The organism is Advenella kashmirensis WT001 (assembly GCF_000219915.2).
Taxonomy (GTDB): domain Bacteria; phylum Pseudomonadota; class Gammaproteobacteria; order Burkholderiales; family Burkholderiaceae_B; genus Advenella; species Advenella kashmirensis.
The window spans coordinates 2,494,053-2,517,606 of the sequence record NC_017964.1 but is presented as its reverse complement, the minus strand read 5'-3'; the positions used below and the strand labels follow the sequence as shown (position 1 = coordinate 2,517,606).

Sequence of the window (23,554 nt, the reverse complement as noted above, 5' to 3'; positions counted from 1 at the left end):
ACCGACAGGTTATCCGGGCACACACTGGCGCTTGTCTGGACACATACAACATCAATACGGCATGGTTACCTGATAGCCGCTGCTACGTTGCCTGCTTGCCAGGCCATAGGCCAGCTCTGCCACAGAGGCGGCATAAAAATAGCTGCGATTGTATTTGGTGATCGCGAAAAAGTTGCGGGTGGCCGTGCGATATTCATGGCTGCCGCGCACTTCGTCGCGCAGGTCAATCACGCCGATTTCCTTGCCGTTCTGCCAGGTACCGCCCGTGCTGCCGGCGCGCAGTGTCGCGCCGCGACTTTGCAGCTGGCTCCAGCTCATTGAAGGTTCCAGACCGCCGTCGACCAGCGAGGCTGCGCCGGCCGGCAATGTGACCGGCGCGAAGACGGGGGTGTCGGCACGCCAGCCATGCTTGGCAAGGTAGTTGGCCACGGACAAAATGGCGTCCTGCGTACTGTAGCGCAGGTCAATATGCCCGTCATTATCGCCGTCGACCGCATAGTGCTCGATACTGACCGGCATAAATTGCGGCAGGCCGATAGCACCGGCAAATGATCCTGTCGCGCTGTTGGCGTCCACTTTGTCGCGATAGTCCAGATCCAGCAGGGCAGCCAGCTGGTTACGGAACATCTGGCCTTTTTCAGGGCGGTTCGGTTCCGGATGGTTAAAGCCCAGCGTGTACAGGGTATCCAGAACGCGGAATGATCCGGTCTGTTCGCCGTACACAGTTTCCACACCAATGATGGAGGCAATGATGGCCGCTGGTACACCGTAAGTTTTCTCGGCCCGGTTCAGCGTTTGTCGGTTGGCGTTCCAGAATGCGGTTCCCTTGCGCAGACGAATCGGCTCAACGAAACGGTTGCGATAGCTTTGCCAGGCACGGGTGACGCGTCCGCCCGAACCCTTGGGGGTCATCAGGCGAATGACCCGATCATCCACGGTAGCCGTGGCAAGCAACTGTTCGATATGCGAGCGTGGTATGCCATGACGCTCCGACACTTGGGCCACAAAGGTGTTCCGGTCCGCGCTTAACTTTCTATTTTCTGCAGCCCAGCCGGTGGGTCCGCTGGCGCCCGCTGAGGTTGCCGAGCCGTTATTGCCCGATTGGCTGGTGGAGGAGCAGGCTGCCAGGGACAGCAGCAATACAGGAACAAGCAGTGCAAATGATCGTTTCAAGAGGAACCCCGTGAAGTTGTGTTCGTATATGGCAATTAGCAGCATCATGCCACAAATTGCTGCAAAAACTGGGAGATTGAGTAAGGCCGCAGGATTGCCGCGCGTCTCGTTGCGCCGCAAAATATGGTAGATTGTATGCAGATAAAATAAGATCAATCAATAGTAAATCAGTTATTTGAAAGCAGGACGAATATTGTGGAGACACTATTCATAACGCATTCTTCGTGCCACAGGCACGAAATGCATGCCTGGCATCCAGAGTCGCCGGCGCGGCTGGATGCCATCAATGACCGGCTTGTCGCAAGCGGTCTTGCCGATTTTCTGACGCATGTGCCGGCGCGCGAAGCGCAGGAGGCAGACCTGTTGCGTGTTCATACCGAGGAACACTTGCGGTTTCTGCGCGAGCATGCACCACAGCAAGGGTATTTCAATGTCGATACCGAAGAAACCTGCATGAATCCTCATACATGGCAGGCGGCATTACATGCGGCAGGCGCCGGGCTGGAGGCCATTGATCAGATCATGGCCGGCCATGCACGCAATGCTTTTTGCGCTGTCCGGCCACCGGGGCATCATGCCGAGCCGGCGCGGGCCAGCGGATTCTGCTTTCTGAATAATGTGGCAATTGGCGTACGCTATGCGCAGCAGCAATATGGTATCAAGCGTATCGCCATTGTCGACTTCGATGTTCATCATGGCAATGGCACTGAAGCGGCATTTGCCAACGATGAGTCGGTCATGATGTGCAGTTTCTTTCAATACCCCCTGTTTCCGAACAGCGGTGTGGACCATCCGGCTGACAATATGCACAACAGTCCCGTGGCTGCCTACACCAAAGCCGACAAAATCCGTGAACTGGTTGCCGATCAATGGCTGCCGGCGCTGGAGGCATTCAGGCCCGAGCTGATTTTTATTTCGGCCGGTTTTGACGCCCATCGCGAGGACGATATGGGGCAGCTTGATCTGGTGGAAAAGGATTACGTCTGGCTCACCAGCCAGGTCAAGGCAATCGCCGACAAATACAGTCATGGGCGGATCGTGAGCATGCTTGAGGGCGGCTATGCACTATCGGCGCTGGGGCGAAGTGTAGAGGCCCATATCCGAACGCTGGCCGGGTTGTAAGCAGCCGGGCCGTTTTTTTTGCGATAAAAGCCGGTTATTGATCTGAAAAGCCGCTCCATTTGGCCGATATGGGGCGGTTTGTTGCGCTGTGCAAAACAGAAAACGCAAAATTCACGTGATTGATTGAATTAGTCAAATCGCTCGTGGCAAGCATGTAAAATAATCGGGTTCAGTAATAAGTCCGGGGCGAGTGCCCCGTAAATCAAGGAGATTGTTGGATGAAGGTATTGGTGCCTGTTAAGCGTGTTGTTGACTACAACGTCAAAGTACGCGTGAAGTCAGATCAGTCTGGCGTTGATATTGCAAACGTGAAGATGTCAATGAATCCGTTTGATGAAATCGCTGTCGAAGAAGCAACACGGCTCAAGGAAGCAGGTACGGCCACAGAAGTCATTGCGGTCTCTTGCGGTGTGGCGCAGTGCCAGGAAACGCTGCGCACGGCCATGGCCATTGGTGCTGACCGCGCTGCGCTGGTTCAGACCGATGTCGAGTTGCAACCCCTGGCCGTGGCCAAGCTGCTCAAGGCAGTTGCCGAGAAAGAACAGGTCAATCTGGTCATTCTGGGTAAGCAGGCTATTGACGACGACGCCAACCAGACCGGCCAGATGCTTGCTGCGCTGTTGGGCTGGCCGCAAGCCACGTTTGCCAGCAAGGTCGTCATCGAGGGCGAGAATGCCAAAGTGACGCGTGAAGTCGACGGTGGTCTTGAAACCATTTCGGTGAAACTGCCTGCCATTATCACAACCGATCTTCGTCTGAATGAACCGCGCTACGTTACGCTGCCAAACATCATGAAAGCGAAGAAAAAGCAGCTGGATACACTGACACCGGAAGAACTGGGAGTCGATGTCACGCCACGGATCAAAACACTGAAAGTGAGCGAACCACCTTCACGCAAGGCGGGTATCAAAGTGGCCGATGTGGCAGCGCTGGTAGACAAACTCAAAAATGAAGCGAAGGTGATTTAATATGACAACTCTAGTTATTGCAGAGCATGATAACCAGCAGTTAAAGCCGGCAACATTGAATGCGGTCGCAGCTGCACAGAAAATCGGTGGCGATATTCACATTCTGGTTGCCGGCAGCGGTGCACAGGATGTCGCAGCCCAGGCGGCCAAAGTAGCCGGTGTTGCCAGCGTGTTGCTGGCCGATGCCGACCATCTGAAAGATTCCCTGGCCGAAAACGTAGCCGAGCAGGTCCTGGCGGTTGCCGGCGATTACAGCCATATCGTTTTTCCTGCGACAGCATCCGGTAAAAATGTGGCGCCGCGCGTTGCCGCGAAACTGGATGTAGCGCAGATTTCCGATATTACTGCGGTCGATTCTCCAGACACATTCGAGCGTCCCATTTATGCCGGTAATGCCGTAGCCATCGTGCAGTCTTCCGACGAGAAAAAAGTCATCACCGTGCGCGTTACCTCTTTTGATGGTGTCGCTGCCGAAGGCGGCAGTGCCGAAATCAAAACCCTGCAGGCAGTTGCCGATTCCGGTCTGTCTTCATTTGTGGGTCGTGAAGTAGCCAAGAATGATCGTCCTGAACTGACGGCGGCAACGGTTGTTGTGTCTGGCGGTCGCGGCATGGGCAGTGCAGAAAACTTCAAGCTGCTCGAGCCGCTGGCCGACAAGCTTGGTGCCGCATTGGGCGCTTCGCGTGCTGCGGTTGACGCCGGTTTCGCTCCGAATGACTGGCAGGTTGGCCAAACCGGTAAAATCGTTGCGCCGCAACTGTACGTGGCTATCGGTATTTCAGGTGCCATCCAGCATCTGGCCGGCATGAAAGACTCCAAAGTCATCGTGGCTGTCAATAAAGACCCGGAAGCGCCGATTTTTGGCGTTGCCGACTACGGCTTGGTTGCTGACCTGTTCACCGCCGTACCCGAACTGGAAAAAGCAATCTGATCCCGTCCCGTTGCAGTACGTGCAGGCAGATGCAATTTATAAATCTGCCTGCACGATGTAGCAGGAAACACGTTTGGCATAAATTTCACCCCTGATATCGGCCTTTCTGAGGTCGGTGCCACGGGTGAAATGCTTTTCTGTGTAGCGATAATAGCAATTTGATTATCCGCAACTTGACTAGTGCTAGTTCGAAGCGCCAAGGTTCAAGCTACCCGGATTCAAAGCACCGACCGCTATGTCGCTGGTGCCCGCATCAAACGGGCGCCCAGACCGGAATATATATCAGACCCGTCGTCCTCTGAAGTCGTATCCACCATAAAACGGCGTCAGCATGCGTGATACAACAGATGCTTGTTCGCACAGGGCACAGCAGCGTCTTATTCGACTTTGATATTGGCTTTGCTGATGGTATCGCGGATGCGGCTGCCGTATTTCATCATCCATTGTTGCGCTTCTTGCGTTGACCCGCTCACCCTGTGTACATTCAAGTTGTCAAACTGAGTTTTGATCTGCGCCGATTGCATTGCCTGTGCGATTGCTGCGCTCCACTTTTCGGTAATCGCTTTGTCCAGCCCTTGGGCGCCATCAGCAAGAAGGCAAACTGCATGTCAAAATCTTTCAGGGCTTCAATGCCGCTTTCCGACAGGGTAGGGGTATCCGGTAGCGCGGGTTCTCTTGCCTTTCCAGCCACGGCAAGCGGGACCAGTTTTCCCGCCTTGATATGCTGCAAGGTAGAGCCGCCAAGTGCCAGAAACCCTGCCTCCACCTGGTTGCCAAGCAGCGCATTCAAGGCCGGCGCATTGCCCTTGAACGGGATGTTGGTCAGGTTAATGCCCAGCGCCAGTCGCAGGCTTTCCATGGCCAGGTGCCCGGGCGTGCCTGCGCCTGCCGATGAGTAGTTCAGCGCTTTGGCCTTGGATGCCGCAATCAAGGATGGGAGATCTTTGATTTCCGATGTTTTTGGAACCAGCAGGACCTGTTCGAATGTGCCCAGCAGACTGATCAAATCCAGCGCAGTTTCCGGGTTGAAACGTTTTTGTCCGAATATAAGCGGATTGACGGTGACCAGCGAGTCGATGGTTGCAAGAAACGTGTAGCCATCCGGCTTCTGGCGGGCTGCATTTTCTGCGCCGATCAGTCCGGATGCGCCGGGCTTGTTCTCAATCACTATCGGTTGGCCGAACTGGGCCGACAGGTTGGCGCTGACGGCACGGGTGGCCAAATCAAGTGCTCCGCCGGGAGGATAATTCACAATGATGGTGATTGGCTTGTCTGGATAGGCTGCGTAAGCCTGGTTGGCAAAGGCGAGCGCCAGGCCGGCGGCCAGTGCGTGTTTTGCAATGGAAATGATCATTGACATGGTTGTCTCCTGTTCCAGGTATGATGGCATCGCTCTTGGTTGCTGTGCACATCGTCCTGGAATCGATTTGGCCATATAGCCATTCGGCTATACAGCAACAGGTTGACCGGCGCTATTGCGTCGGTATCGTTGGCCAGCGATCTGAATCAGGCCAAAGCACTTGGATAGGGCTTTTCTCAACCAGTTCCAGGTTGGTATAGGCCAGTTTTTCCATCATCATGGCCCGAATGTTTGACGCTGCAGGTGTCTCCCATAGGTTAATCATTTCGTCGGGGTCGTTCTGCAGATCATAGAGTTCGCCCCAGGAGGCGGCGTCGTAAATGGTCATGCGATAGCGCTGCGTTAATAATGTTCGGCAGCGCACGCGTGTGTCAATGCTCAGAATGACGCGTTGGCCTTCTTCTTCAATCAACAGCGAATCGCGCAGGCCATTGCTGCGACCGTCCATCAACGGCTGCATGTCCTGGCCCTGAATGCCATTGAATGCGGGCACACGGGCGCGCGCCAGGACGGTCGGTGCAATGTCGATGGTGCTGGCAAGGGCGCCGGACACTTTGTTGGCAGCGGCAGGCATGGTTGGGTCTGACCAGATGAAAGGAACGCGGGTCAGGCCTCGGTAATGAATCGGGCCCTTTAGCATAAGCTGGTGATCACCCAGAAAATCCCCGTGGTCACTGGTAAAAATGACAATCGTATTGTCCTGCAGTCCCAGGCGTTCCAGTTCGGCCATCACCCGGCCGATTTGCGCATCGATATTGCTGATGGAGCCATAGTTCAACGCCAACGCTTCCTTTGCTTCGCGCTCGTCGCAGGCAAATACGGCAGTGCCTTTTTTTGTCGCTGCACCGGAATCGCGACGTTGATAGAGCCATTGGACATGTTGCGGTGGCTCATGATCGCTATAGAATGAAGCGGGCAGGGCCATGTCCTCGGGCTTGTACATATCCCAATATTGACCGGGTGGGGTAAAGGGATGATGCGGATCCGGAAATGACACTTGCAGAAAAAAAGGCTGTTCGCTGCCGGCGTAGTCGTTAAGCAGGTCAATGCTGCGGTCGGCGATATAGGCCGAAGGATACTGCTCTACGGTCAGCCGGGTGCGCCATGCCTGGCCGATCCGGGTCAATTTATAGTCCGGCGCCGGTATGGCATTGTCGGGCCCGATCAATGATTCCGCATTGGGCACTTCACGACGCAGCCAGTAGCGGTAGTGACCATGCACGATGTCGGCATGATCATCCACCAGATAGACTTGCTCGAACCCGTAGTACGGATAGTCAAGATCGTAATGATCGCTGTCCAGCCATTTGCCACGCTTTTCCTGTTCATAGTTACCGTTATCAGCTTCAAAGGCTTCGTCGCACAACCGGTCTGCCGGATCCTGTGGCCAGAGTGGCGCCAACGCAGTCATGTTCTGCAGATGTATTTTGCCGACCTGTGCGGTTTGATAGCCGGACAGACGCAGTGTTTCCACGAAAGTGCGTGCTTTAAGCGATAGCGGTATGCCGTTGTGGCGCGCTCCATGCACCGAAGGGTAACGACCGGTCATCATGCTGGCGCGATTCGGCATGCAGATAGGCGTCGCCACATGCATATTGTCCAGCCGAAACCCTTTTTTGGAAATGGCATCAATGTTTGGCGTCTGCACCACGCGATTGCCATAGCAGCCCAGATGGTCGGCCCGCAACTGGTCTGTTATGAACATAAGAAAGTTGACTGGTCTGCTCATGGTATTGCCTTATTGTTTGGCCGGTTTGGTTGATGAAAGGGCTTTTTGCCAGCGTTGCACGTTGGCGCTGACTTTATCGGCAAACGCCTGGCGGCTGGAGATGTTGGGAACCATTCCCAATGGCGTGAGCTCTTTGGCAAAGGCCTCCGATTTGATTACTTTTTCGAATGCCGCATGCAAACTGTCGGCCAGATCTGGCGCCAGGCCGGCCGGTGCAAAAAGACCAATCCATGACTGCACTGATGTATCTTTCTGAATATCAGAAAAATATTGCGTTTGGGCCACTTCAGCTACCCCGCTGAACATATCGTCTCGGGGGTTGGCGATGCCCAGTATCTTGATTCGTTTGTCGGCAAGAAATGGCTTGGCCGGCACCACGCCCGCCATCACAAGTGGAATATTGCCGGCGACGGTGTCTGTCATGGCCGGGCCGGCACCCTTATAAGCGACATGGGTGATATTGAGGCCCAGTTTTTGTGCAAACTGCTCCATCGCCAACGCATGCACGCTGCCAACGCCTGGCGATCCGAAGCTGTATTTACCGGGTGATCGAGCAATAAGATCGACAGCCTCGGTCAGCGTATTGGCTGGAAAGTCTTTATTGGCCGCAAGAATGACAATGTTCTCGGCAACATCTGCGACCGCGGTAAAGTCCTTGATGGGATCATATTTCAAGCCTGGTATGACAACGCTATTGATACCGTGGGTATTGGAGGTGCCCATCAGCAGTGTGCGTCCGTCTGGCTTGCCGCGCACCGCCTGTTGGGCCGCAATCGAACCACCGGCGCCGGGCTTGTTTTCAACGACTAGATTGATGCCTTGGTCGGCAGCCAGCTGTTTGGCCAGGATCCGGGTCAGTGCATCCACGGCGCCGCCGGGCGCGTAGGGAACAATAACCGTAATCTGTTGTGGTAGTGCCGTGGCAGCGATGGCTGCCGGGCCGATACAGCAGGCCAGTAGCGGCGCTAGAACGCATTTTAGGAAATGACTCATGAAATTGTCTCCTTGATATGATTATGCGTTCAAGTGTTCCACAGTTCCCTTTACTCTGTAAAATTCATTTATCGACTCACCGTATAACCAATTTGGCATAACCCCATGTTTCATCTGAAAAAACGCCAGGCTGATCTGCTTGTTGCATTGGCTGAGACTGCAGAATCTGCACAAGGCGTCGGTGCAGTTGCACATGACCCAGCCGGCAGCGTCCAAGGTTTTGTCCCAGCTCGAGCAGGAGGTGGGTTATGCCCTGTTTGAACGAAGTGCGACGGGAACCGTGCCCACTGCCTACGGCAGCCTGATGATCGAGTATGCTCGTCAGGTCCTGCACGCGACGCGGCGCATACAGTCCGAACTCAGTCAGGTCCAGTATCACGGGCAGCGTACGCTGGCCATTGGCGCATTGCCATCGGCCACATTATCGGTCGTGCCGGATTTGCTTAGCGCATTGCTTGCGCAGGTGCCGGATTTGCAGGTGAGCATTGAAGACGGCATTATTGAGCCCATGCTGGAAAAACTCAATGTCGGCCTCCTGGATATCGTTATAGGACGCAGGACTGAACTGATCGATCTGAGTGGCTTTGACCGGATCATTCTGGATTACGAACCTATGGTGCTGGTTTGCGGACTGCAGCATCCCCTGGCGCAGATCCGCAAGCTGGATGCCGGACACCTGCACGACTGTACCTGGATTTTTCCACAAGCGGGTACCTATGCAAATGCGAAGCTGATCGAACTGTGCGACTCTTTCGGACTGGCGCACCCGAGCATTGCCATCCGCTCCAGCACCACAATGACAAATGTAATCATGCTGGCGCGTGAAAATTTGGTGGCGGCGATGCCGCAAGGTATTGCCCGATATTTTGAACGGCAAAACATGTTGCATATTTTGCCACTGGAAAAAACGGTCAATTTTGGAGAAGTGCTGCTGTTTACCAACAAGCGCTTGGTGTATTCACCCAATGCTGCGCTCATCGCCCAGGCGTGCACGCTGATTCAGCAAAAAACGGCATTCAAGCGTGCATTGTCAGTAGAGCAAGAGAATGCTTTACAGAGGCCGGGGTCAGGCCCGAGCGAGTAACCGGTAGGACCGGAAGGGGCAGGTCAATAGAGCTGCAGTGCAAGCAGTGAATCAGAAGAGAAGGATCGAAAGAGAACGGCCGTGAGGTTAGAGCCGGAAGGGTAGAGCCGGAAGGGTAGAGCCGGAAAAGCTGGACCGGCCCGACCCATTGGCACCGGTTACATGGCTTCGATACGATCGGCCCGGCTACCCGAATCGGGGTGGCTGGAAAATACGCTGGCACTGCCCTGGGACAGGGATTCGAGCTTGCGCAGGGCAGACACGGCAGCCGATTTGTCATGCCCCTGTTCCTTGAGCACTCTTCAGGCCGAAGGCATCTGCGGCGTATTCATGCGATTGGGAATACTGGGCATTGACCAGACCGTTAGCAAGTGCGCCCAGCTGGCTGCCTGACAGCGTGGACAGAATGGGGACGCCACTGGCCGCGCCTGCCTGCTGTGCTGCCAGGGTGAGCATGCTGGAGCGGGCCTGGGCCTTGGAGTGACCTTCGATGACGTGTCCGACCTCATGGCCCAGTACAAACAGCAGTTCGTTGTCTGTCATTTTGTCCATCAGGCCTGAGTAGACGCGGATACTGCCATTGGGCAGTGCAAACGCGTTGACTTCAGGATTGAGATAGGCCTTGAACTGCAACGGCGTGCCCTGATAGCTGCGCAGATTGCGGGTGACCCTGGCAAGTCGGGTGGCATATTTGCTGCTCGCCGGAGCAATTCTGTTCTGGGAATCGAGCTGTTGCTGGGAACTCACAGCCAGTTCCTGAATTTGTTCGTCGGAAACGGTGGCCGCCTGAAACAGGGAGGAAGCGGCGCCGACCATGCCCGCCACATCCATATTCTGGCAGGCAGTCAGGGAACTTACGGCGAGTGCGGCAAGAGCGATGTGTCTGAACATGTATTTTCCTTTGATAAAGTCTTGCCGAGAGTGGCTACTCGCCCGGCCCGGGGGCGGCAGGCAAGGCAGCCATAAAGTACGGGATAGGTGCCTGCACGAGAGCAAAACCACTGAAAGCGACATAAAATTCTTGCTGATTATATGTATTTTGTCGCCTTTTGACCATTGGGGACAATAACAGGTCTCACAATCGGGTCCATCAAGGGCAGGCCTGCCTCATTGGCATGCTCATCGGACCGGTTACATCACCGTGGGTCTTTCCGTGCCGAAAATGGCGGCGTAACTGGAATAGAATCCGCAGTAAATGGTCGCAACCATGATCATCAGCACTACTTGCATTACAAATGCAATCAGCAGGCCTTGGCGAGTCTCAGTACCACCAGCAGGGGTATGACGATAAACTGCAGCAAGACAAACAACAGGAACCAGCTCAGGAAATACATCAGGAAGGCCCCTTTGTTGCGCCAGGACGCGACAAAGGAATAAAAAATGGCCTTGCCAATAGTGAGGCCTTCCCACCCGATCAGTTGCGGGACGTGCCAAAACATGAGGGTCACGACAAACAGCAAGATCGCCCAGCCCAGCAGCAGCACGATCGTGCCGCCATCGGGCAGCGCCTCTGCCGATGCGTCGGCGCCGCTCTGGGCACCGTAGACAATGCTGCTGATTTGCGCAATGGTCTGCTCATCCAGCAAGGGATAGAGCAGCACGACGCTCAGCAGCAGCAAGAGTGCGGCGTAAATGAAACCGGACAATGCCAGACGGGAAATGACCTTGGGTTTTTGCAGGCTGGCGATCCAGCTTTTGGGGTCAAGATGATTGAATCCTGCCGGCTTGCCCTGGATATCCCGGCAGGCACTAACCACAATCAGGCTGGCGATGGGCATGGTAATAATGAACAACCCGACCCCAAGTACCGGGATTTGCATCAAAATCTGGCTGATCAAATTGATGACAAACAGCAGCGCGAGCAAGGCAAATGGTTGCTTGCGAAAGATCTGGAAGGCGTCTTTGAGCCATTGCCAACCGGATGAGGCGGGAAGTGTTGCAGCAATCATGGTGGTTACGGTAGTGGCGGAGCCGGTTGTTGAACACGGAGCGTCAGGATACGCTCAAAATGCGTGGGGTCGTGTGGCTTGAGTGTCTGGGCAGGGCGCGGACGGAAATAATCATTCAGGCGGGATGCCCAGAAACGCAAGGCCGCTGCGCGCAGGGCTACCGGCCACATTGCCTTTTCGGTTTCCGTGAACGGGCGTTCCTGTGCATAGGCATCAAGCCAGGCCTGAACCAGCCAGGGTGTGAGTGCGCCGGTGCTGCGTTCTATGCACCAGTCGTTGACTGCGATCGCGACATCGAACAGCCAGGCATCGTGCCCGGCAAAATAAAAGTCAATGATGCCGCCCATGCGCGGATCATCATAGGTTCCATCGAACAGTACGTTATCGCGGAACAAGTCGCAATGGCAGGCACCGGCCGGCATATTCTTCCAGTCATTTCCCTGCTGGACCTGGCGCTGTTCATCCAGGCACGAAACAAATAGCGCGTTCTGGGATTCAGTCAGGAACGGCCGGATGGCCGGATAAGTTTCTTCCCACCACGGCAGGCCACGCAAATTGGGCTGATACAGGGTAAAGTCTTTGGCGGCCAGATGTGCCTGGGCCTGCGTGCGTGCAGCGATAATACAATGCTGTACGCCGGGGTCGGATTCGTACCCGCCGGGCAGGCGATCAACAATGGCTGCCGGTTTACCCTTCAGGGTGCCAATGCGCTTTCCGTCCCGCTGAGTCTGAGGCATGGGCACCTTGACGTCTTTGCTGGCAAGGGTATGCATCAGTTCGATGTAAAAATTCAACTGCTCATGATTGAGCACCTCGAACACCGTCAACACATATTCTCCCTGGGTCGTGTTCAGAAAGAAGTTGGTGTTTTCAATACCAGCGGTAATGCCGCGAAGGGAGACGAATTCTCCGAGTGCATAGTGACCCAGAAATTGGGCAGCTTCCTGGTTTGTGATGGGAGTAAAGACGGCCATGAGAAAATACGATACACAAAATCATTGAATGCCGATCATTTTAGTGCAGGTTGAGCACGATAAGCGCGTGGGGCGCTCTGCGTGCAAAAGAATCACAATCGAGTTTTGCTACAATGGTGCACTTTTCGCTGTTTGCCGGGATCTTTCTCGCGCGCCGCCCGTTATTTCTCAGAGACCAATGAATGGCCATGTTTTCTCCTTTTGAGGCACGCAACAAACTGACACAGTTTGCCTGGCTGACAAACCGTCCGGCGTTTTTTGTCTGGGCTATCGTCGTCGGCGTGGCTGGCGCGGGCATGACCATTCTGTTTCACATGGCCATACACTGGGGGCAATTGCTGACAGGGTCGGTCCCGGGCGAGATTGAGACTGTGGTTAGTCGCTGGACCGATACCGAGCGCATTCTGTTTCCTGCCGTGGGCGGACTGATCGCGGGCACCTTGCTGTGGCTGTCGTCAAAAGTGCGCAAGGATATGAATGCCGATTACATGGAAGCAGTGGCCCTGTCTGATGGCCGGCTGTCCCTGCGCCAGGGGGCGCTGCGGGTGCTCTCGTCACTGTCTACCGTGGTCAGCGGCGGTTCCATCGGTCGCGAGGGGGCCATGGTGCATCTGGGCGCCATGGTCGCGTCGGCCATCGGCCGCTTTCTGGCTTTTAACGCCAATGATATCCGTCTGCTGGTCGCTTGCGGGGCGGCAGCCGGCGTGTCGGCTGCATACAATGCACCCCTTGCGGCGGCGTTGTTTGTCGCTGAAATCGTTCTGGGAACACTGTCGGTCACGACGCTGGGCCGCTTATTATCTCGGCAGGCGTTGCCAACATTACCATGCAGCTTACCGGTTATTACCGCGTCACTTATGATGTAAAACCCATATCGCTGTCGATTGATGCGAGTCTGCTGCTGTTGTGTGCGCTGGCGATTGTGGCAGGCTTGCTGGCGCCGTTGTTCCTGCGGTTTCTGGATGCCATCCGCCAATTGTTTCGTAAAACCGGATTGCCGTTGCCATTGAGTCTGGCGCTGGGCGGGGCGCTGCTGGGCGGCATTCTGATTTTGCAACCTGCTGCGTCGGGCAACGGCTACGGGCCGATTGAAGACATGCTGACGCTGTCCTGGACCATGCCGGCGGTGTTGCTGATGCTGGCCTACAAGGTGCTGGCTACGGGCGCGACCGTGGGTTCGGTGCGACCGGCGGCGTCTTTACGCCCATGTTGATGGTGGGCGCCAGCGTGGGCATGCTGTTTTATCAGATCATTTCATTCGTAATGCCTGAGCTGGCGGCCCAGCCGGCACTGTATATATTGATTGGCATGGGCGCTTTTCTGGCAGCCGGCACGCACGCGCCGCTGATGGCGATCCTGATGATATTTGAAATGACTCACCGGATTGACCTGGTACTGCCGCTCATGTTCGCCTGCGTGATTGCAAATGTGGTCAGCAGCCTGTTCAGCACCCCGGCTATGTATGGCGTGACCCTGTCGCGGGAGCAGGCCGCAAGGCTGCGCCGGCAGATAAGCAGCATGACGCTCAAGGGGCTGGTCATTGAAGCACGAACGGTGCTGCGTCAGGATCAGACGCTGGAACAGGCCGTGGCCATGTTTCAGGATCATCCGGTGCGGTATATTTATGTGGTGGATGAGAATAATCACTACCAGGGCGTGCTGTCCAACCAGGAAGTGACGCGCTGGCTGCTGTCGCAGTCGCCCATGACCACGCCCATATCCGAGCTCATGGTGCAGCCTCATTTCATTCCGGTTCTGCATCCCGACATGACGCTGGGCGAGGGGCTGGAACTGTTTCTGACTTTTATGGGCGAACGTTTGCCGGTGTTGTTGTCAAAAGATGAACCGATATTGCTGGGAGTGGTGCGCAAATCGGCCATTCTTGAGCAACTGGAAGAGCAACGTGCACTGAGTGAGCGGCATCAGCCACCGCATATCGATTTTCGCATTTCCGGCGACAAATGATCATGACACATACAGAGATAACAGAGCGGGTTGCAGCAACGGGCCCGGGCACCTGCGGCGACACCGCCGATATCCATGCCGTTGCTGTTGCCGGGGCGAGCCCGGCAGGCAGCGCTGTGCTTGACTATTCGGATAAAGCCGGCCTGCGTCCCTGGCAGTTCAGTGTGGCGCCGATGATTGATGTCACAGACAGGCATTGCCGCTATTTTCACCGTTTGCTGGCGCCCAATGCGTTGCTGTATACAGAGATGATTACCACCGGCGCCTGGTTTTTGGCGATGTGCCAAGACATTTGCGCTTTAGCGCTCAGGAACACCCGGTTGCTTTGCAACTGGGCGGCAGCGAGCCGGCGGCGCTTGCCCATTGCGCCCGACTGGGGCAAAGCTGGGGATATGATGAAATCAACCTCAATTGCGGTTGCCCCTCAGAGCGGGTGCAAAAGGGGGCGTTCGGTGCCTGCCTGATGGCCGAGCCGGCTTTGGTGGCCGATTGCGTCAAGGCGATGCAGGATGCGGTCAGTGTGCCCGTCACCGTCAAGCATCGGCTTGGGCTGGACTACGATCAATCCTATGATTTTGTGCGTGACTTTGTCGGGCAACTGTATGAGGTGGGTTGCCGGGTGTTTATCGCGCATGCGCGTAACGCGGTGCTCAAGGGGCTGTCTCCCAAAGACAATCGCGAGATTCCGCCACTGCGCTACGACATTGTGACCCGGCTCAAGCACGATTTTCCCGATGCCCTGTTTGTTCTTAACGGCGGCCTTAACACGCCTGATCTGATCACCTCGGCGGTCGACGCATTTGACGGCGCGATGGTCGGGCGGGCCGCATGGCACGAACCCTATGTGCTGCGTGATATCAGTCGACGCTTGTGGCCCGACACCCCGGTTGCAGATGATGCAACGATCGTCCAGCAGATGGCCGGCTATGCCCGATCGGAAGTGGCGCAGGGCGTGCCGTTGCGCGCCATTGTCAAGCCCATGCTGGGTCTGTTCAACGGGCGCAAGGGCGCACGCCAATGGCGACGTCATCTGTCGGACCCGGCGTATCTGGCCACACAGAACCCGGATATCCTGCATCAGGCCTTTGCTTTTGTTAACTAACGACACCGCAGTGGGCATTGGCCTGGGTAGAAAGAGGGTGGTGTGAAAACTGAATTTGCCACGCATGAAAAAATGTGTGCGGCAATTGCGTATAATCAACATCGTTACATTTTTTCTGACAGATAAAATAATTATATTAATCAATGCGTTGTGTTGTTCTTCAAGGTTTTGCACGAAGCCGAAATTACTTGAAATATCCTTGCTAATACTATATATTGTGGTAAACCTAAAATAAAACACTATATATAGATTATAGTCGGTCCGGCTCCGAACCGTTCCATCAACCATCATGGATATGCATACGCTAATGAACAGCACACTCTTGGTCACTAAACGTGACGGCAGAAAAGAACCTATCGATCTGGACAAAATTCACCGTGTTATTGATTGGGCGGCAGAAGGTCTGGACCATGTTTCGGTGTCTCAAGTTGAGCTCAAATCCCATATTCAGTTCTACGACGGCATCAAGACTGAAGACATTCATGAAACCATCATCAAGGCAGCGGCCGATCTGATTTCACAGGCAACGCCTGATTACCAGTACCTGGCGGCCCGTCTGGCCATTTTCCATTTGCGCAAGAAGGCCTTCCAGCAGTTTGATCCACCATCGCTTTACGATCATGTTACCCGGCTCACCGAGATGGGCAAATACGACGAACACATCCTGCAGGACTACACCCGGGAAGAGTTTGACGAACTGAACAGCTATATCGATCACAGCCGTGATATGCGCTTCTCCTACGGTGCGGTCAAGCAGCTCGAAGGCAAGTACCTGGTGCAAAATCGTGTCAATCACGAAATCTATGAAAGCCCCCAGTTCCTGTATATTCTGGTGGCCGCATGCCTGTTCTCGAAGTATCCGAAAGAGACGCGCCTGTCGTACATCAAGGGTTTCTATGATGCGACCTCGCTGTTCAAGATCTCTCTGCCTACGCCGATCATGTCCGGGGTGCGCACGCCTACGCGTCAATTCAGCTCCTGCGTACTGATCGAGTGTGGCGATAGTCTGGATTCCATTAATGCCACGACCAGCGCGATCGTGCGCTACGTGTCGCAACGCGCCGGTATCGGCATCAACGCTGGTCGCATTCGTGCCGTTGGCAGTCCGATTCGCGGTGGCGAAGCACAGCACACCGGGTGCATTCCTTTTTACAAGCACTTTCAGACGGCAGTCAAATGCTGCTCGCAGGGGGGCGTGCGTGGTGGTGCAGCCACATTGTTCTATCCCATGTGGCATCTGGAAATTGAATCGCTGCTGGTGCTCAAGAACAATCGCGGTGTTGAGGAAAATCGCGTCCGTCATATGGACTATGGTGTGCAGATCAACCGGTTGCTGTATCAGCGCCTGATCAGAAACGGCGACATCACACTGTTCTCGCCTTCGGATGTGCCTGGCTTGTACGATGCGTTTTTCGAAGACCAGAACCGTTTCGAGCAACTGTATGCCCAATACGAGCAGGACCCAAGCATTCGCAAGCGCACAGTCAAGGCGACAGAACTGTTTTCACTGATGATGCAGGAGCGCGCCGGCACCGGTCGCATCTATATTCAGAACGTGGACCACTGCAATACCCACAGCCCGTTTGACCCGGCCGTGGCGCCCGTGCGCCAGAGCAATCTGTGCCTGGAAATCGCGCTGCCGACCAAGCCGCTGGAAGATATCAATGACGAGAACGGCGAAATTGCCTTGTGCACATTGTCTGCCTTCAATCTGGGCGCCATTGAATCGCTGGATGAACTCGAAGGCCTGGCCGATCTGGCCGTGCGCGCGCTGGATGCCTTGCTGGACTATCAGGACTATCCGATAAAGGCTGCTTATATTGGTTCCATGAAACGGCGTACACTGGTATCGGCGTCATCAATTACGCCTATTACCTGGCCAAGAACGATGCCAAATATTCCGATGGCAGCGGCAATGCGCTGACGCACCGTACCTTCGAGGCGATCCAGTATTATCTGCTCAAGGCTTCGGTGGGATTGGCTAAGGAGTTCGGCCCGTGCACGGCCTTTGACGAAACGACGTATTCCAAGGGAATTTTGCCGATCGATACCTATAAGAAGGATCTTGATGGCATTTGCAATGAGCCGCTGCATCTGGATTGGGAGTCGCTGCGCAAGGACATTACCACCCATGGTCTGCGCAATTCGACCCTGACAGCGTTGATGCCATCGGAAACATCCTCTCAGATATCCAACGCCACCAACGGTATTGAACCGCCGCGCGGCCTGGTTACCGTCAAGGCGTCCAAGGACGGGATTCTGAAACAGGTGGTGCCTGAGTACGAGCGCCTTAAGGACAAGTACGAATTGCTGTGGAGCATGCCCAACAATGATGGCTATCTGCAGATTGTGGGCATCATGCAGAAATTTGTGGACCAATCTATTTCGGCCAATACAAATTACGACCCGGCCCGTTTTGAAGGCGGTCGCGTACCCATGAACCAGATGATCAAGGACCTGCTCACGGCGTACAAGTTCGGCGTCAAAACACTGTATTACCAGAATACCCGTGACGGTGCGGAAGACAAACAGGAAGATCAGGCACAGGATGACTGCGAAAGCGGCGCGTGCAAGATCTGATCAGGCAGTAATTGAGTAAGAGAAAACAATGGAATACAGTACCTTTTGTCAGATTCCGAACGACCAGATGAAAGAACCCATGTTCTTTGGTCAGTCGGTCAATGTGGCACGTTATGATCAGCAGAAATATGAAATCTTTGAAAAGCTGATTGAAAAGCAGCTGTCCTTTTTCTGGCGCCCGAAGAGGTGGACGTGTCTCAGGACAGGATTGACTACCAAACGCTGCCGGAACATGAAAAGCATATTTTCATCAGCAATCTGAAATATCAGACACTGCTCGATTCGATCCAGGGTCGCAGCCCGAATGTGGCGCTGCTGCCGCTGGTGTCTATCCCCGAACTGGAAACCTGGATCGAAACCTGGTCGTTTTCCGAGACGATCCATTCGCGTTCGTACACGCATATCATCCGCAATATCGTGAACAATCCATCGGTGGTGTTTGATGATATCGTTGCCAATGAATATATTCTGAAGCGCGCGCGTGATATCGCCTTTTATTACGATGATGTAATTTCGTACACGCAGTTATATAACCAGTTTGGCGAAGGCACCCACATGCTAGCCGGCAAGGAAGTGGTTGTGTCCCTGCGTGAACTCAAGAAAAAGCTGTACCTGTGCCTGATGGTTGTCAATGTGCTTGAGGCCATTCGCTTTTACGTCAGTTTTGCCTGCTCCTTTGCTTTTGCAGAGCGCGAGCTGATGGAAGGTAACGCCAAGATTATCAAACTGATTGCCCGCGACGAGGCCCTGCACCTGACGGGTACGCAACACATGCTCAATATTTTGCGCAGTGGCGAAGATGATCCGCAAATGGCTGAAATCGCCAATGAAACCCGCGAGCAGTGCTTTGATCTGTTCAAACAGGCCGCCCTGCAGGAAAAAGAGTGGGCCGAATACCTGTTCAAAGGGGGTTCCATGATCGGGCTGAACAAGGACATTCTGTGCCAGTACGTTGAATATATTACCAACCTGCGCATGCAGGCAGTGGGGCTGCAGGCTGCATTCCCGGGCGTGCGGCAGAATCCGATTCCATGGATCAACGCCTGGCTGTCTTCAGATAATGTCCAGGTTGCCCTCAGGAAGTGGAAATCAGCTCCTACCTGATCGGGCAAATTGATTCTCAAATGAATACCGACGATCTGCAGCATTTCGAACTATGACATCTGTCGTAACGACCGATAGCAGGTTCGAATTGCTGGAGGGAGAAACGCTGCTCGAAGGGCTGGAACGCACTAATCACGAAGTGGAATTCCAGTGTCGCGCGGGCTATTGCGGCTCATGCAGGACGCATCTGCTGGCAGGTCGGGTGAGATATCTGACCGAACCGCTGGCCTATATTGCAAAAGACGAAATACTGCCTTGTTGTTGCGTGCCCGTGGGGCCGTTGCAGATTGAAGCCAGTTTGTTGCATATGCCTGAACAGCCGTCGCTAAGTGAAGAGTTCAATATTCAGACGTCGCTGGATTTCGGGGCTGACGAGCAGAAGTAGGTGCGCCCTGATGCCGTTTGTCTTTATCATTCGGCCGCAGGGCGTATTTGAGTGCGAACACCGTGGCAATGGACCACAGCAGCAGCCAGATAACGTGCATGGTCATTACGAAAATATCACGTCCGGCCAGTGGCGCCGCTTGTGACATGAAGTCGTTCAGGACCGATAGCGACAATCCGATCATCATTCCGGCAAAAAGCAGAACAGTTAGTACAAAAGACCATTTCGGATCTGGTTTCATCGATTTCCCCTGTGATCAGACACTGCCTGCCGGCACGCCTTTCTTGAGCGGGCAGGGTTACCCACCGGCAGTATTGACTGTTAGTCTAGGCCATCATCGTTCCCATGTGAAATACCGAATGCTTATGACTATATTGCTACGCTTCAGATAGCAGATTGATCATTATTATCCGAACTGTACACTGCATTAGCGAAACCCTCATATACAATACCTATTCCAAAGGAGCTGTTGCATGGCCCGCGGGGCATGCGCGAACATAGGAATGGTAAAGAGATGAAATGTTACTGCATTACTGGTTTCAAGTCCCCCTTGCAGATGATCGAGAAAGACGACTTTACGCCGCAAGGGACCCAGGTCGTACTGGACGTCAAGGCGGCCGGGGTCTGTCATAGCGACCTGCACTTGTGGGAGGGCGGGTACGATTTGGGCCAGGGCAAGCGCCTGGAGCTGAAGGATCGCGGCGTCAGCCTGCCGCTGACACCGGGTCACGAGACCGTGGGAACAGTGCGAGCAATGGGGCCGGATGCGGGGCAGCTGGATACTCAAAAAAATTACCTGATCTATCCCTGGATTGGCTGCGGCAGTTGTGTGGTCTGCCAGCGTGGCGAAGAAAATCTGTGTGCGGCGCCGGCCTGCCTGGGCATCCATCGTGATGGCGGCTACGCTACCCAAATCGTGGTGCCGCATCCGAGGTATCTGGTGGATATTGGCGATCTGGATCCGGTACAGGCAGCGCCTTACGCCTGTTCCGGCCTGACCACCTATTCGGCGCTGCGCAAGTTTGATCTGGCGGTGCTGCAAAATGAGCCCGTGATCATTTTTGGCGCCGGCGGCCTGGGCCTGATGTGCCTGCAATGGCTGCACGCCATGGGCGGCAAGGGGGCGGTTGTCGTCGACCTGGATCCGGCCAAACGCGAGGCCGCGTTGCAGGCCGGGGCGTTGGCGGCTGTTGATGGTAACAGCCCTACGCTGATCCAGGATATTCAGGCGGCGGCGGGTACACGTACCATCTGGTCCGTGATCGATTATGTGGGCGCTCCGTCTACGGCAACGCAGGCGTTCAATCTGCTGGCCAAGGGCGGCAAGCTGGTCATTATCGGTTTATTCGGCGGACAGAGCGAGTGGTCGCTGGCATTATTTCCCTTGAAGGCCGCTACGGTGCAGGGATCCTATGTGGGCAATCTGGCCGAGTTGCAGGAATTGATGGCGCTGGTCAGACAGGGTGGGATTCGTCCAATTCCTGTCAGCCGGCATCCCCTGGCACAGGCAGACCAGACTCTGATGGCCTTGCATGCAGGCAAAGTGATCGGCAGGGCGGTTCTGACGCCGTAAAAGGACTAATGATGACTGCTCCCAATAGTGAATCGCAGGCTCCTGATGATCATGAAGGCGTTCATGCGGATGTTGCCACGGTAGCTCCAGCGTCGGCCGATGTAGCGGGACGTGTTTTTGTCTTCTTTACCAATGCCAGCTCCGGCAACCAGGACACGGAAGTGTTTCTGGAAAAAATTGCCACTGCCATGCAGGGGCACGAGCACTACATTGTTTGCGTCTATCCGCAAGACAGTCATGAGCAAAAGCAAAAAGAAGCGGTCAGCCTGGTAAAAAAACATGATGCGATATTGGTGGTGGCCGGCGGTGACGGCACCATCAGCGCCATGGCCAATCATGCCATTGCCCAGCAGTTTCCGATGGCCATTATTCCCTTTGGCACGTTCAATATGTTTGCACGTGATCATGGCCTGTCCCTGGACACGGACACGGCATTGCGCGATTTGCTCACGGGCCGGATACAGGCGGTGCAGACCGGCGAGATCGGCGGCGTACATTTCATTGTGAATGCAACGCTGGGCCTGTATTCCCAGTTGCTGGCCGATCGGGAACAGTGGAAGAACCAGTTCGGCCGGCGCCGCGGTATTGCCATTTTCGCGGCATTTTCCACCATTATGAAATACGGTCGCTCCTATATTTTGCAATTTAATAAGGGCGAGGGCCGGCAATTGGTCAAGACAGTCAGCTTCATGGCCTGTAATAATAATCTTCAGGCCCAGCAGGCCGGCGTGCAATATGACGAGAAAATGGGTGATGGCTATCTCTACGGTATTGTGCTTAAACCATCAAGCCGCAAGCGTATGCTGCTGCTGGCCTTGAAGCTGATTTTCAAACGACTGGATCAGGATCGGCAGATCATCAGTTTTCCATTTGAGTCTCTGGATATCGACAAGAAAAAAGGGGGGCGCAACATCGAGGTTGCCATGGATGGCGAGGTTCATACACTACAGGCACCCTTTACCGTCAAGGCCAATAAAGACCTGCTCAAGATCCTGATGCCTGCATCGGTGGCGCAGCAGCCGTCACAGGAATAATATCGCGCATGTACCGAATTATTCAGCTTTCAGACGTTCACTTCGGCACGGTCAATCCACAAGTACTGAATGCGCTGGTCCATGCCGTCAGGCAGTTGTCTCCCGCCTTGTGCGTCGTGTCAGGTGATATTACCCAACGCGCCACGCGCCGTGAGTTCGTTGCGGCCAATGCGTTTCTGAAAACCCTGCCGTCGCCGGTGCTGTGCATTCCGGGTAACCATGATATTCCGCTGTTTGCGCTATGGGCCCGTTTCATGAATCCTTACGGGCGTTATCGCCGCTATCTGCACAAGGATGTAGAGCCGTTGTTCGAGACCGGCGCTGCGATCGTTATCGGCGTCAATACTTCCACGCCATTTCGACATAAGCGCGGCATTGTGACCGATGCACAAATAAGGCGGGTGGAACAACTGGCGCAAGACAATAGCGCGCGCAAAAGTGTGCTGGTGGTGGCGCATCATCCGTTTCATGTGCTGGATCCGGCCGATCAGGAGCAATTGGTCGAAAACCATGAGGCCGCTATCCGCGCCTGGTCTGCCGCCGGTGTCGATCTGATCCTGGGCGGACACATTCATATGCCGTTTGTCCATCCGCTGATCAAAAGTTATCCTGATCTTGCCAATCCGATGCTGGTAGTGCAGGGGGGCACCACCACCTCCTTGCGGGTCCGCCGGCATATTCCCAATTCATTGAATGTTGTGGATTTGTATCCGGAAAAGAAAATCCACATTACGACCTGGACCTATCAGCCCCGGGATGGCAGTCATCCCAACCGGTTCATGTGTGTGGAAAAGGATTTGTGGAAGACCAGCTAGATCTGCTCTGACTGATCGTCTGTTCCGCCTGATGCCCGGCAGGAGTTGCAGTTATAGGCGTGGCGCAGAAGAGGTCTGGCCCGATTCTGCAAGGGCGGTTACGGAGGCGTCACGGTCGATTGCAAGCGAGAAGGGCTTGCAAAAAAGAGGCAGGCTGCGGGTGTCTTTAGGCAAGCCGGCGGGCGCTGGGCCCGCCAGTTTTTTTAGTCTTTGTCGTCTTCTGTTTCGCCAGGCCAGTCGCGGATATAGGCCTTGAGCATTTTATTTTCGAACTTAGATGCTTCAAGCATGGCACGCGCCATATCATAAAAGGAGATGACCCCCATCAGCACCGGACCGTCCATGACGGGGACATAGCGTGCGTGATGCTCCAGCATCAGTCGCCGTACTTCCTCGGCTTCGGTATTGGGCGAAACGCTCACCGGCGCATCATCCATGATCTTGCGGATGGTGGTGTTTTCAAAAGCGTCGGGCGAATCATGCATGTGACGGATAATTTCGCGGAAAGTGAGCATTCCTGTTAGTTGCCCTTGTTCCATTATGACCAGCGAGCCGATATCGCGCTCACTCATGGTCGCAATGGCCTGCGCCACGGACTGATCCGGCGTGGCGGTGTAAAGGATATTGCCCTTGACCCGCAAGACTTCACTGATTTTCAACATGGCAATCCTCCTGTAGCCTATTTTCTTTTGTTCCGGTGCGTTGACCGGAAA

The 23,554-nt window shown here is 54.8% G+C and carries 19 protein-coding genes and 4 pseudogenes; 13 read left to right on the top strand and 10 right to left on the bottom strand.

Annotated elements, in window-relative coordinates; all coding sequences use genetic code 11:
- Nucleotides 1–51: 51 nt before the first annotated feature.
- Entirely contained in the window at nt 52–1,221 is a 1,170-nt protein-coding gene (mltB, locus tag TKWG_RS11815; RefSeq protein ID WP_238534163.1) for a lytic murein transglycosylase B, read from the bottom strand.
- Nucleotides 1,222–1,368: 147 nt separating this feature from the next.
- On the opposite strand from mltB, the gene TKWG_RS11810 reads away from it, so the two are divergent.
- The 3 genes from TKWG_RS11810 to TKWG_RS11800 all read left to right on the top strand — a co-directional run bounded on the left by TKWG_RS11810 (nt 1,369) and on the right by TKWG_RS11800 (nt 4,194).
- Nucleotides 1,369–2,295 carry a histone deacetylase family protein gene (locus TKWG_RS11810; protein ID WP_014751058.1) on the top strand — a complete coding sequence of 309 codons (927 nt, stop codon included), beginning with the start codon at nt 1,369–1,371 and terminating at the stop codon, nt 2,293–2,295.
- Nucleotides 2,296–2,513: 218 nt separating this feature from the next.
- Complete coding sequence (locus tag TKWG_RS11805) at nt 2,514–3,263, top strand: electron transfer flavoprotein subunit beta/FixA family protein (protein WP_014751057.1); 750 nt, start codon at nt 2,514–2,516, stop codon at nt 3,261–3,263.
- A gap of 1 nt (nt 3,264) precedes the next feature.
- Complete coding sequence (locus TKWG_RS11800; RefSeq protein ID WP_014751056.1) at nt 3,265–4,194, top strand: electron transfer flavoprotein subunit alpha/FixB family protein; 930 nt, start codon at nt 3,265–3,267, stop codon at nt 4,192–4,194.
- A 484-nt stretch (nt 4,195–4,678) separates the two neighbouring features.
- Here the strand turns inward: TKWG_RS11800 and TKWG_RS11795 are convergent, their stop codons facing one another.
- The 3 genes from TKWG_RS11795 to TKWG_RS11785 all read right to left on the bottom strand — a co-directional run bounded on the left by TKWG_RS11795 (nt 4,679) and on the right by TKWG_RS11785 (nt 8,276).
- On the bottom strand, nt 4,679–5,554 hold the full coding sequence (locus TKWG_RS11795) for a Bug family tripartite tricarboxylate transporter substrate binding protein (RefSeq protein ID WP_014751055.1): 876 nt from the start codon (nt 5,552–5,554) through the stop codon (nt 4,679–4,681).
- Between the two features lie 112 nt (nt 5,555–5,666).
- On the bottom strand, nt 5,667–7,283 hold the full coding sequence (locus tag TKWG_RS11790) for a sulfatase family protein (RefSeq protein WP_014751054.1): 1,617 nt from the start codon (nt 7,281–7,283) through the stop codon (nt 5,667–5,669).
- A gap of 9 nt (nt 7,284–7,292) precedes the next feature.
- Complete coding sequence (locus tag TKWG_RS11785; RefSeq protein WP_014751053.1) at nt 7,293–8,276, bottom strand: Bug family tripartite tricarboxylate transporter substrate binding protein; 984 nt, start codon at nt 8,274–8,276, stop codon at nt 7,293–7,295.
- A 139-nt stretch (nt 8,277–8,415) separates the two neighbouring features.
- Here TKWG_RS11785 and TKWG_RS11780 point away from each other — a divergent pair, with 139 nt between their 5' ends.
- The gene (locus TKWG_RS11780; RefSeq protein WP_014751052.1) at nt 8,416–9,360 is read left to right on the top strand and encodes a LysR family transcriptional regulator; all 945 of its coding nucleotides are present in this window, start codon (nt 8,416–8,418) and stop codon (nt 9,358–9,360) included.
- 158 nt (nt 9,361–9,518) lie between these two features.
- Here the strand turns inward: TKWG_RS11780 and TKWG_RS24945 are convergent, their stop codons facing one another.
- The 4 genes from TKWG_RS24945 to TKWG_RS11765 all read right to left on the bottom strand — a co-directional run bounded on the left by TKWG_RS24945 (nt 9,519) and on the right by TKWG_RS11765 (nt 12,283).
- Entirely contained in the window at nt 9,519–9,659 is a 141-nt protein-coding gene (locus TKWG_RS24945) for a M48 family metalloprotease (RefSeq protein ID WP_014751051.1), read from the bottom strand.
- Nucleotides 9,637–10,251, bottom strand: coding sequence for a M48 family metalloprotease (locus TKWG_RS11775; protein ID WP_014751050.1), 615 nt, complete (start codon nt 10,249–10,251; stop codon nt 9,637–9,639). The genes TKWG_RS24945 and TKWG_RS11775 overlap by 23 nt, the downstream gene beginning before the upstream one ends.
- Before the next feature lie 350 nt (nt 10,252–10,601).
- Nucleotides 10,602–11,309 carry a BPSS1780 family membrane protein gene (locus TKWG_RS11770; RefSeq protein ID WP_014751049.1) on the bottom strand — a complete coding sequence of 236 codons (708 nt, stop codon included), beginning with the start codon at nt 11,307–11,309 and terminating at the stop codon, nt 10,602–10,604.
- 5 nt (nt 11,310–11,314) lie between these two features.
- A complete protein-coding gene (locus TKWG_RS11765; protein WP_014751048.1) occupies nt 11,315–12,283 on the bottom strand; it encodes a homoserine kinase in 969 nt (322 codons plus the stop codon).
- 182 nt (nt 12,284–12,465) lie between these two features.
- Here TKWG_RS11765 and TKWG_RS27135 point away from each other — a divergent pair.
- From TKWG_RS27135 to yfaE, 6 genes and pseudogenes are all read left to right on the top strand, one after another.
- Nucleotides 12,466–13,660, top strand: a pseudogene (locus TKWG_RS27135) (chloride channel protein); the annotation flags it as partial.
- Complete coding sequence (locus TKWG_RS21575) at nt 13,643–14,248, top strand: CBS domain-containing protein (RefSeq protein ID WP_407636925.1); 606 nt, start codon at nt 13,643–13,645, stop codon at nt 14,246–14,248. The pseudogene TKWG_RS27135 and the gene TKWG_RS21575, both read left to right, overlap by 18 nt.
- Before the next feature lie 173 nt (nt 14,249–14,421).
- Nucleotides 14,422–15,350, top strand: a pseudogene (gene dusA, locus TKWG_RS11755) (tRNA dihydrouridine(20/20a) synthase DusA).
- A 307-nt stretch (nt 15,351–15,657) separates the two neighbouring features.
- A pseudogene (gene nrdA / locus TKWG_RS11750) lies at nt 15,658–17,930 on the top strand (class 1a ribonucleoside-diphosphate reductase subunit alpha).
- A 28-nt stretch (nt 17,931–17,958) separates the two neighbouring features.
- A pseudogene (gene nrdB / locus TKWG_RS11745) lies at nt 17,959–19,090 on the top strand (class Ia ribonucleoside-diphosphate reductase subunit beta).
- Nucleotides 19,087–19,419, top strand: a complete 333-nt coding sequence (gene yfaE / locus TKWG_RS11740) for a class I ribonucleotide reductase maintenance protein YfaE (protein WP_014751039.1) — start codon at nt 19,087–19,089, stop codon at nt 19,417–19,419. The pseudogene nrdB and the gene yfaE overlap by 4 nt, the downstream one beginning before the upstream one ends.
- Here the strand turns inward: yfaE and TKWG_RS23290 are convergent.
- Nucleotides 19,373–19,660: a hypothetical protein gene (locus TKWG_RS23290; RefSeq protein ID WP_148274534.1), complete on the bottom strand. Its 288-nt coding sequence runs from the start codon at nt 19,658–19,660 to the stop codon at nt 19,373–19,375. The two genes, yfaE and TKWG_RS23290, sit on opposite strands and share 47 nt — an antisense overlap.
- A gap of 273 nt (nt 19,661–19,933) precedes the next feature.
- Here TKWG_RS23290 and TKWG_RS11735 point away from each other — a divergent pair, with 273 nt between their 5' ends.
- The 3 genes from TKWG_RS11735 to TKWG_RS11725 are packed head-to-tail and all read left to right on the top strand — an operon-like array spanning nt 19,934 to nt 22,841.
- Nucleotides 19,934–20,992, top strand: coding sequence for an alcohol dehydrogenase (locus tag TKWG_RS11735; protein ID WP_041709446.1), 1,059 nt, complete (start codon nt 19,934–19,936; stop codon nt 20,990–20,992).
- Nucleotides 20,993–21,000: 8 nt separating this feature from the next.
- Entirely contained in the window at nt 21,001–22,026 is a 1,026-nt protein-coding gene (locus TKWG_RS11730; RefSeq protein WP_081489283.1) for a diacylglycerol/lipid kinase family protein, read from the top strand.
- Nucleotides 22,027–22,034: 8 nt separating this feature from the next.
- Entirely contained in the window at nt 22,035–22,841 is an 807-nt protein-coding gene (locus TKWG_RS11725; protein WP_014751036.1) for a metallophosphoesterase family protein, read from the top strand.
- A 203-nt stretch (nt 22,842–23,044) separates the two neighbouring features.
- Here the strand turns inward: TKWG_RS11725 and TKWG_RS11720 are convergent, their stop codons facing one another.
- On the bottom strand, nt 23,045–23,503 hold the full coding sequence (locus tag TKWG_RS11720) for a CBS domain-containing protein (protein ID WP_041709443.1): 459 nt from the start codon (nt 23,501–23,503) through the stop codon (nt 23,045–23,047).
- Nucleotides 23,504–23,554: the final 51 nt, after the last annotated feature.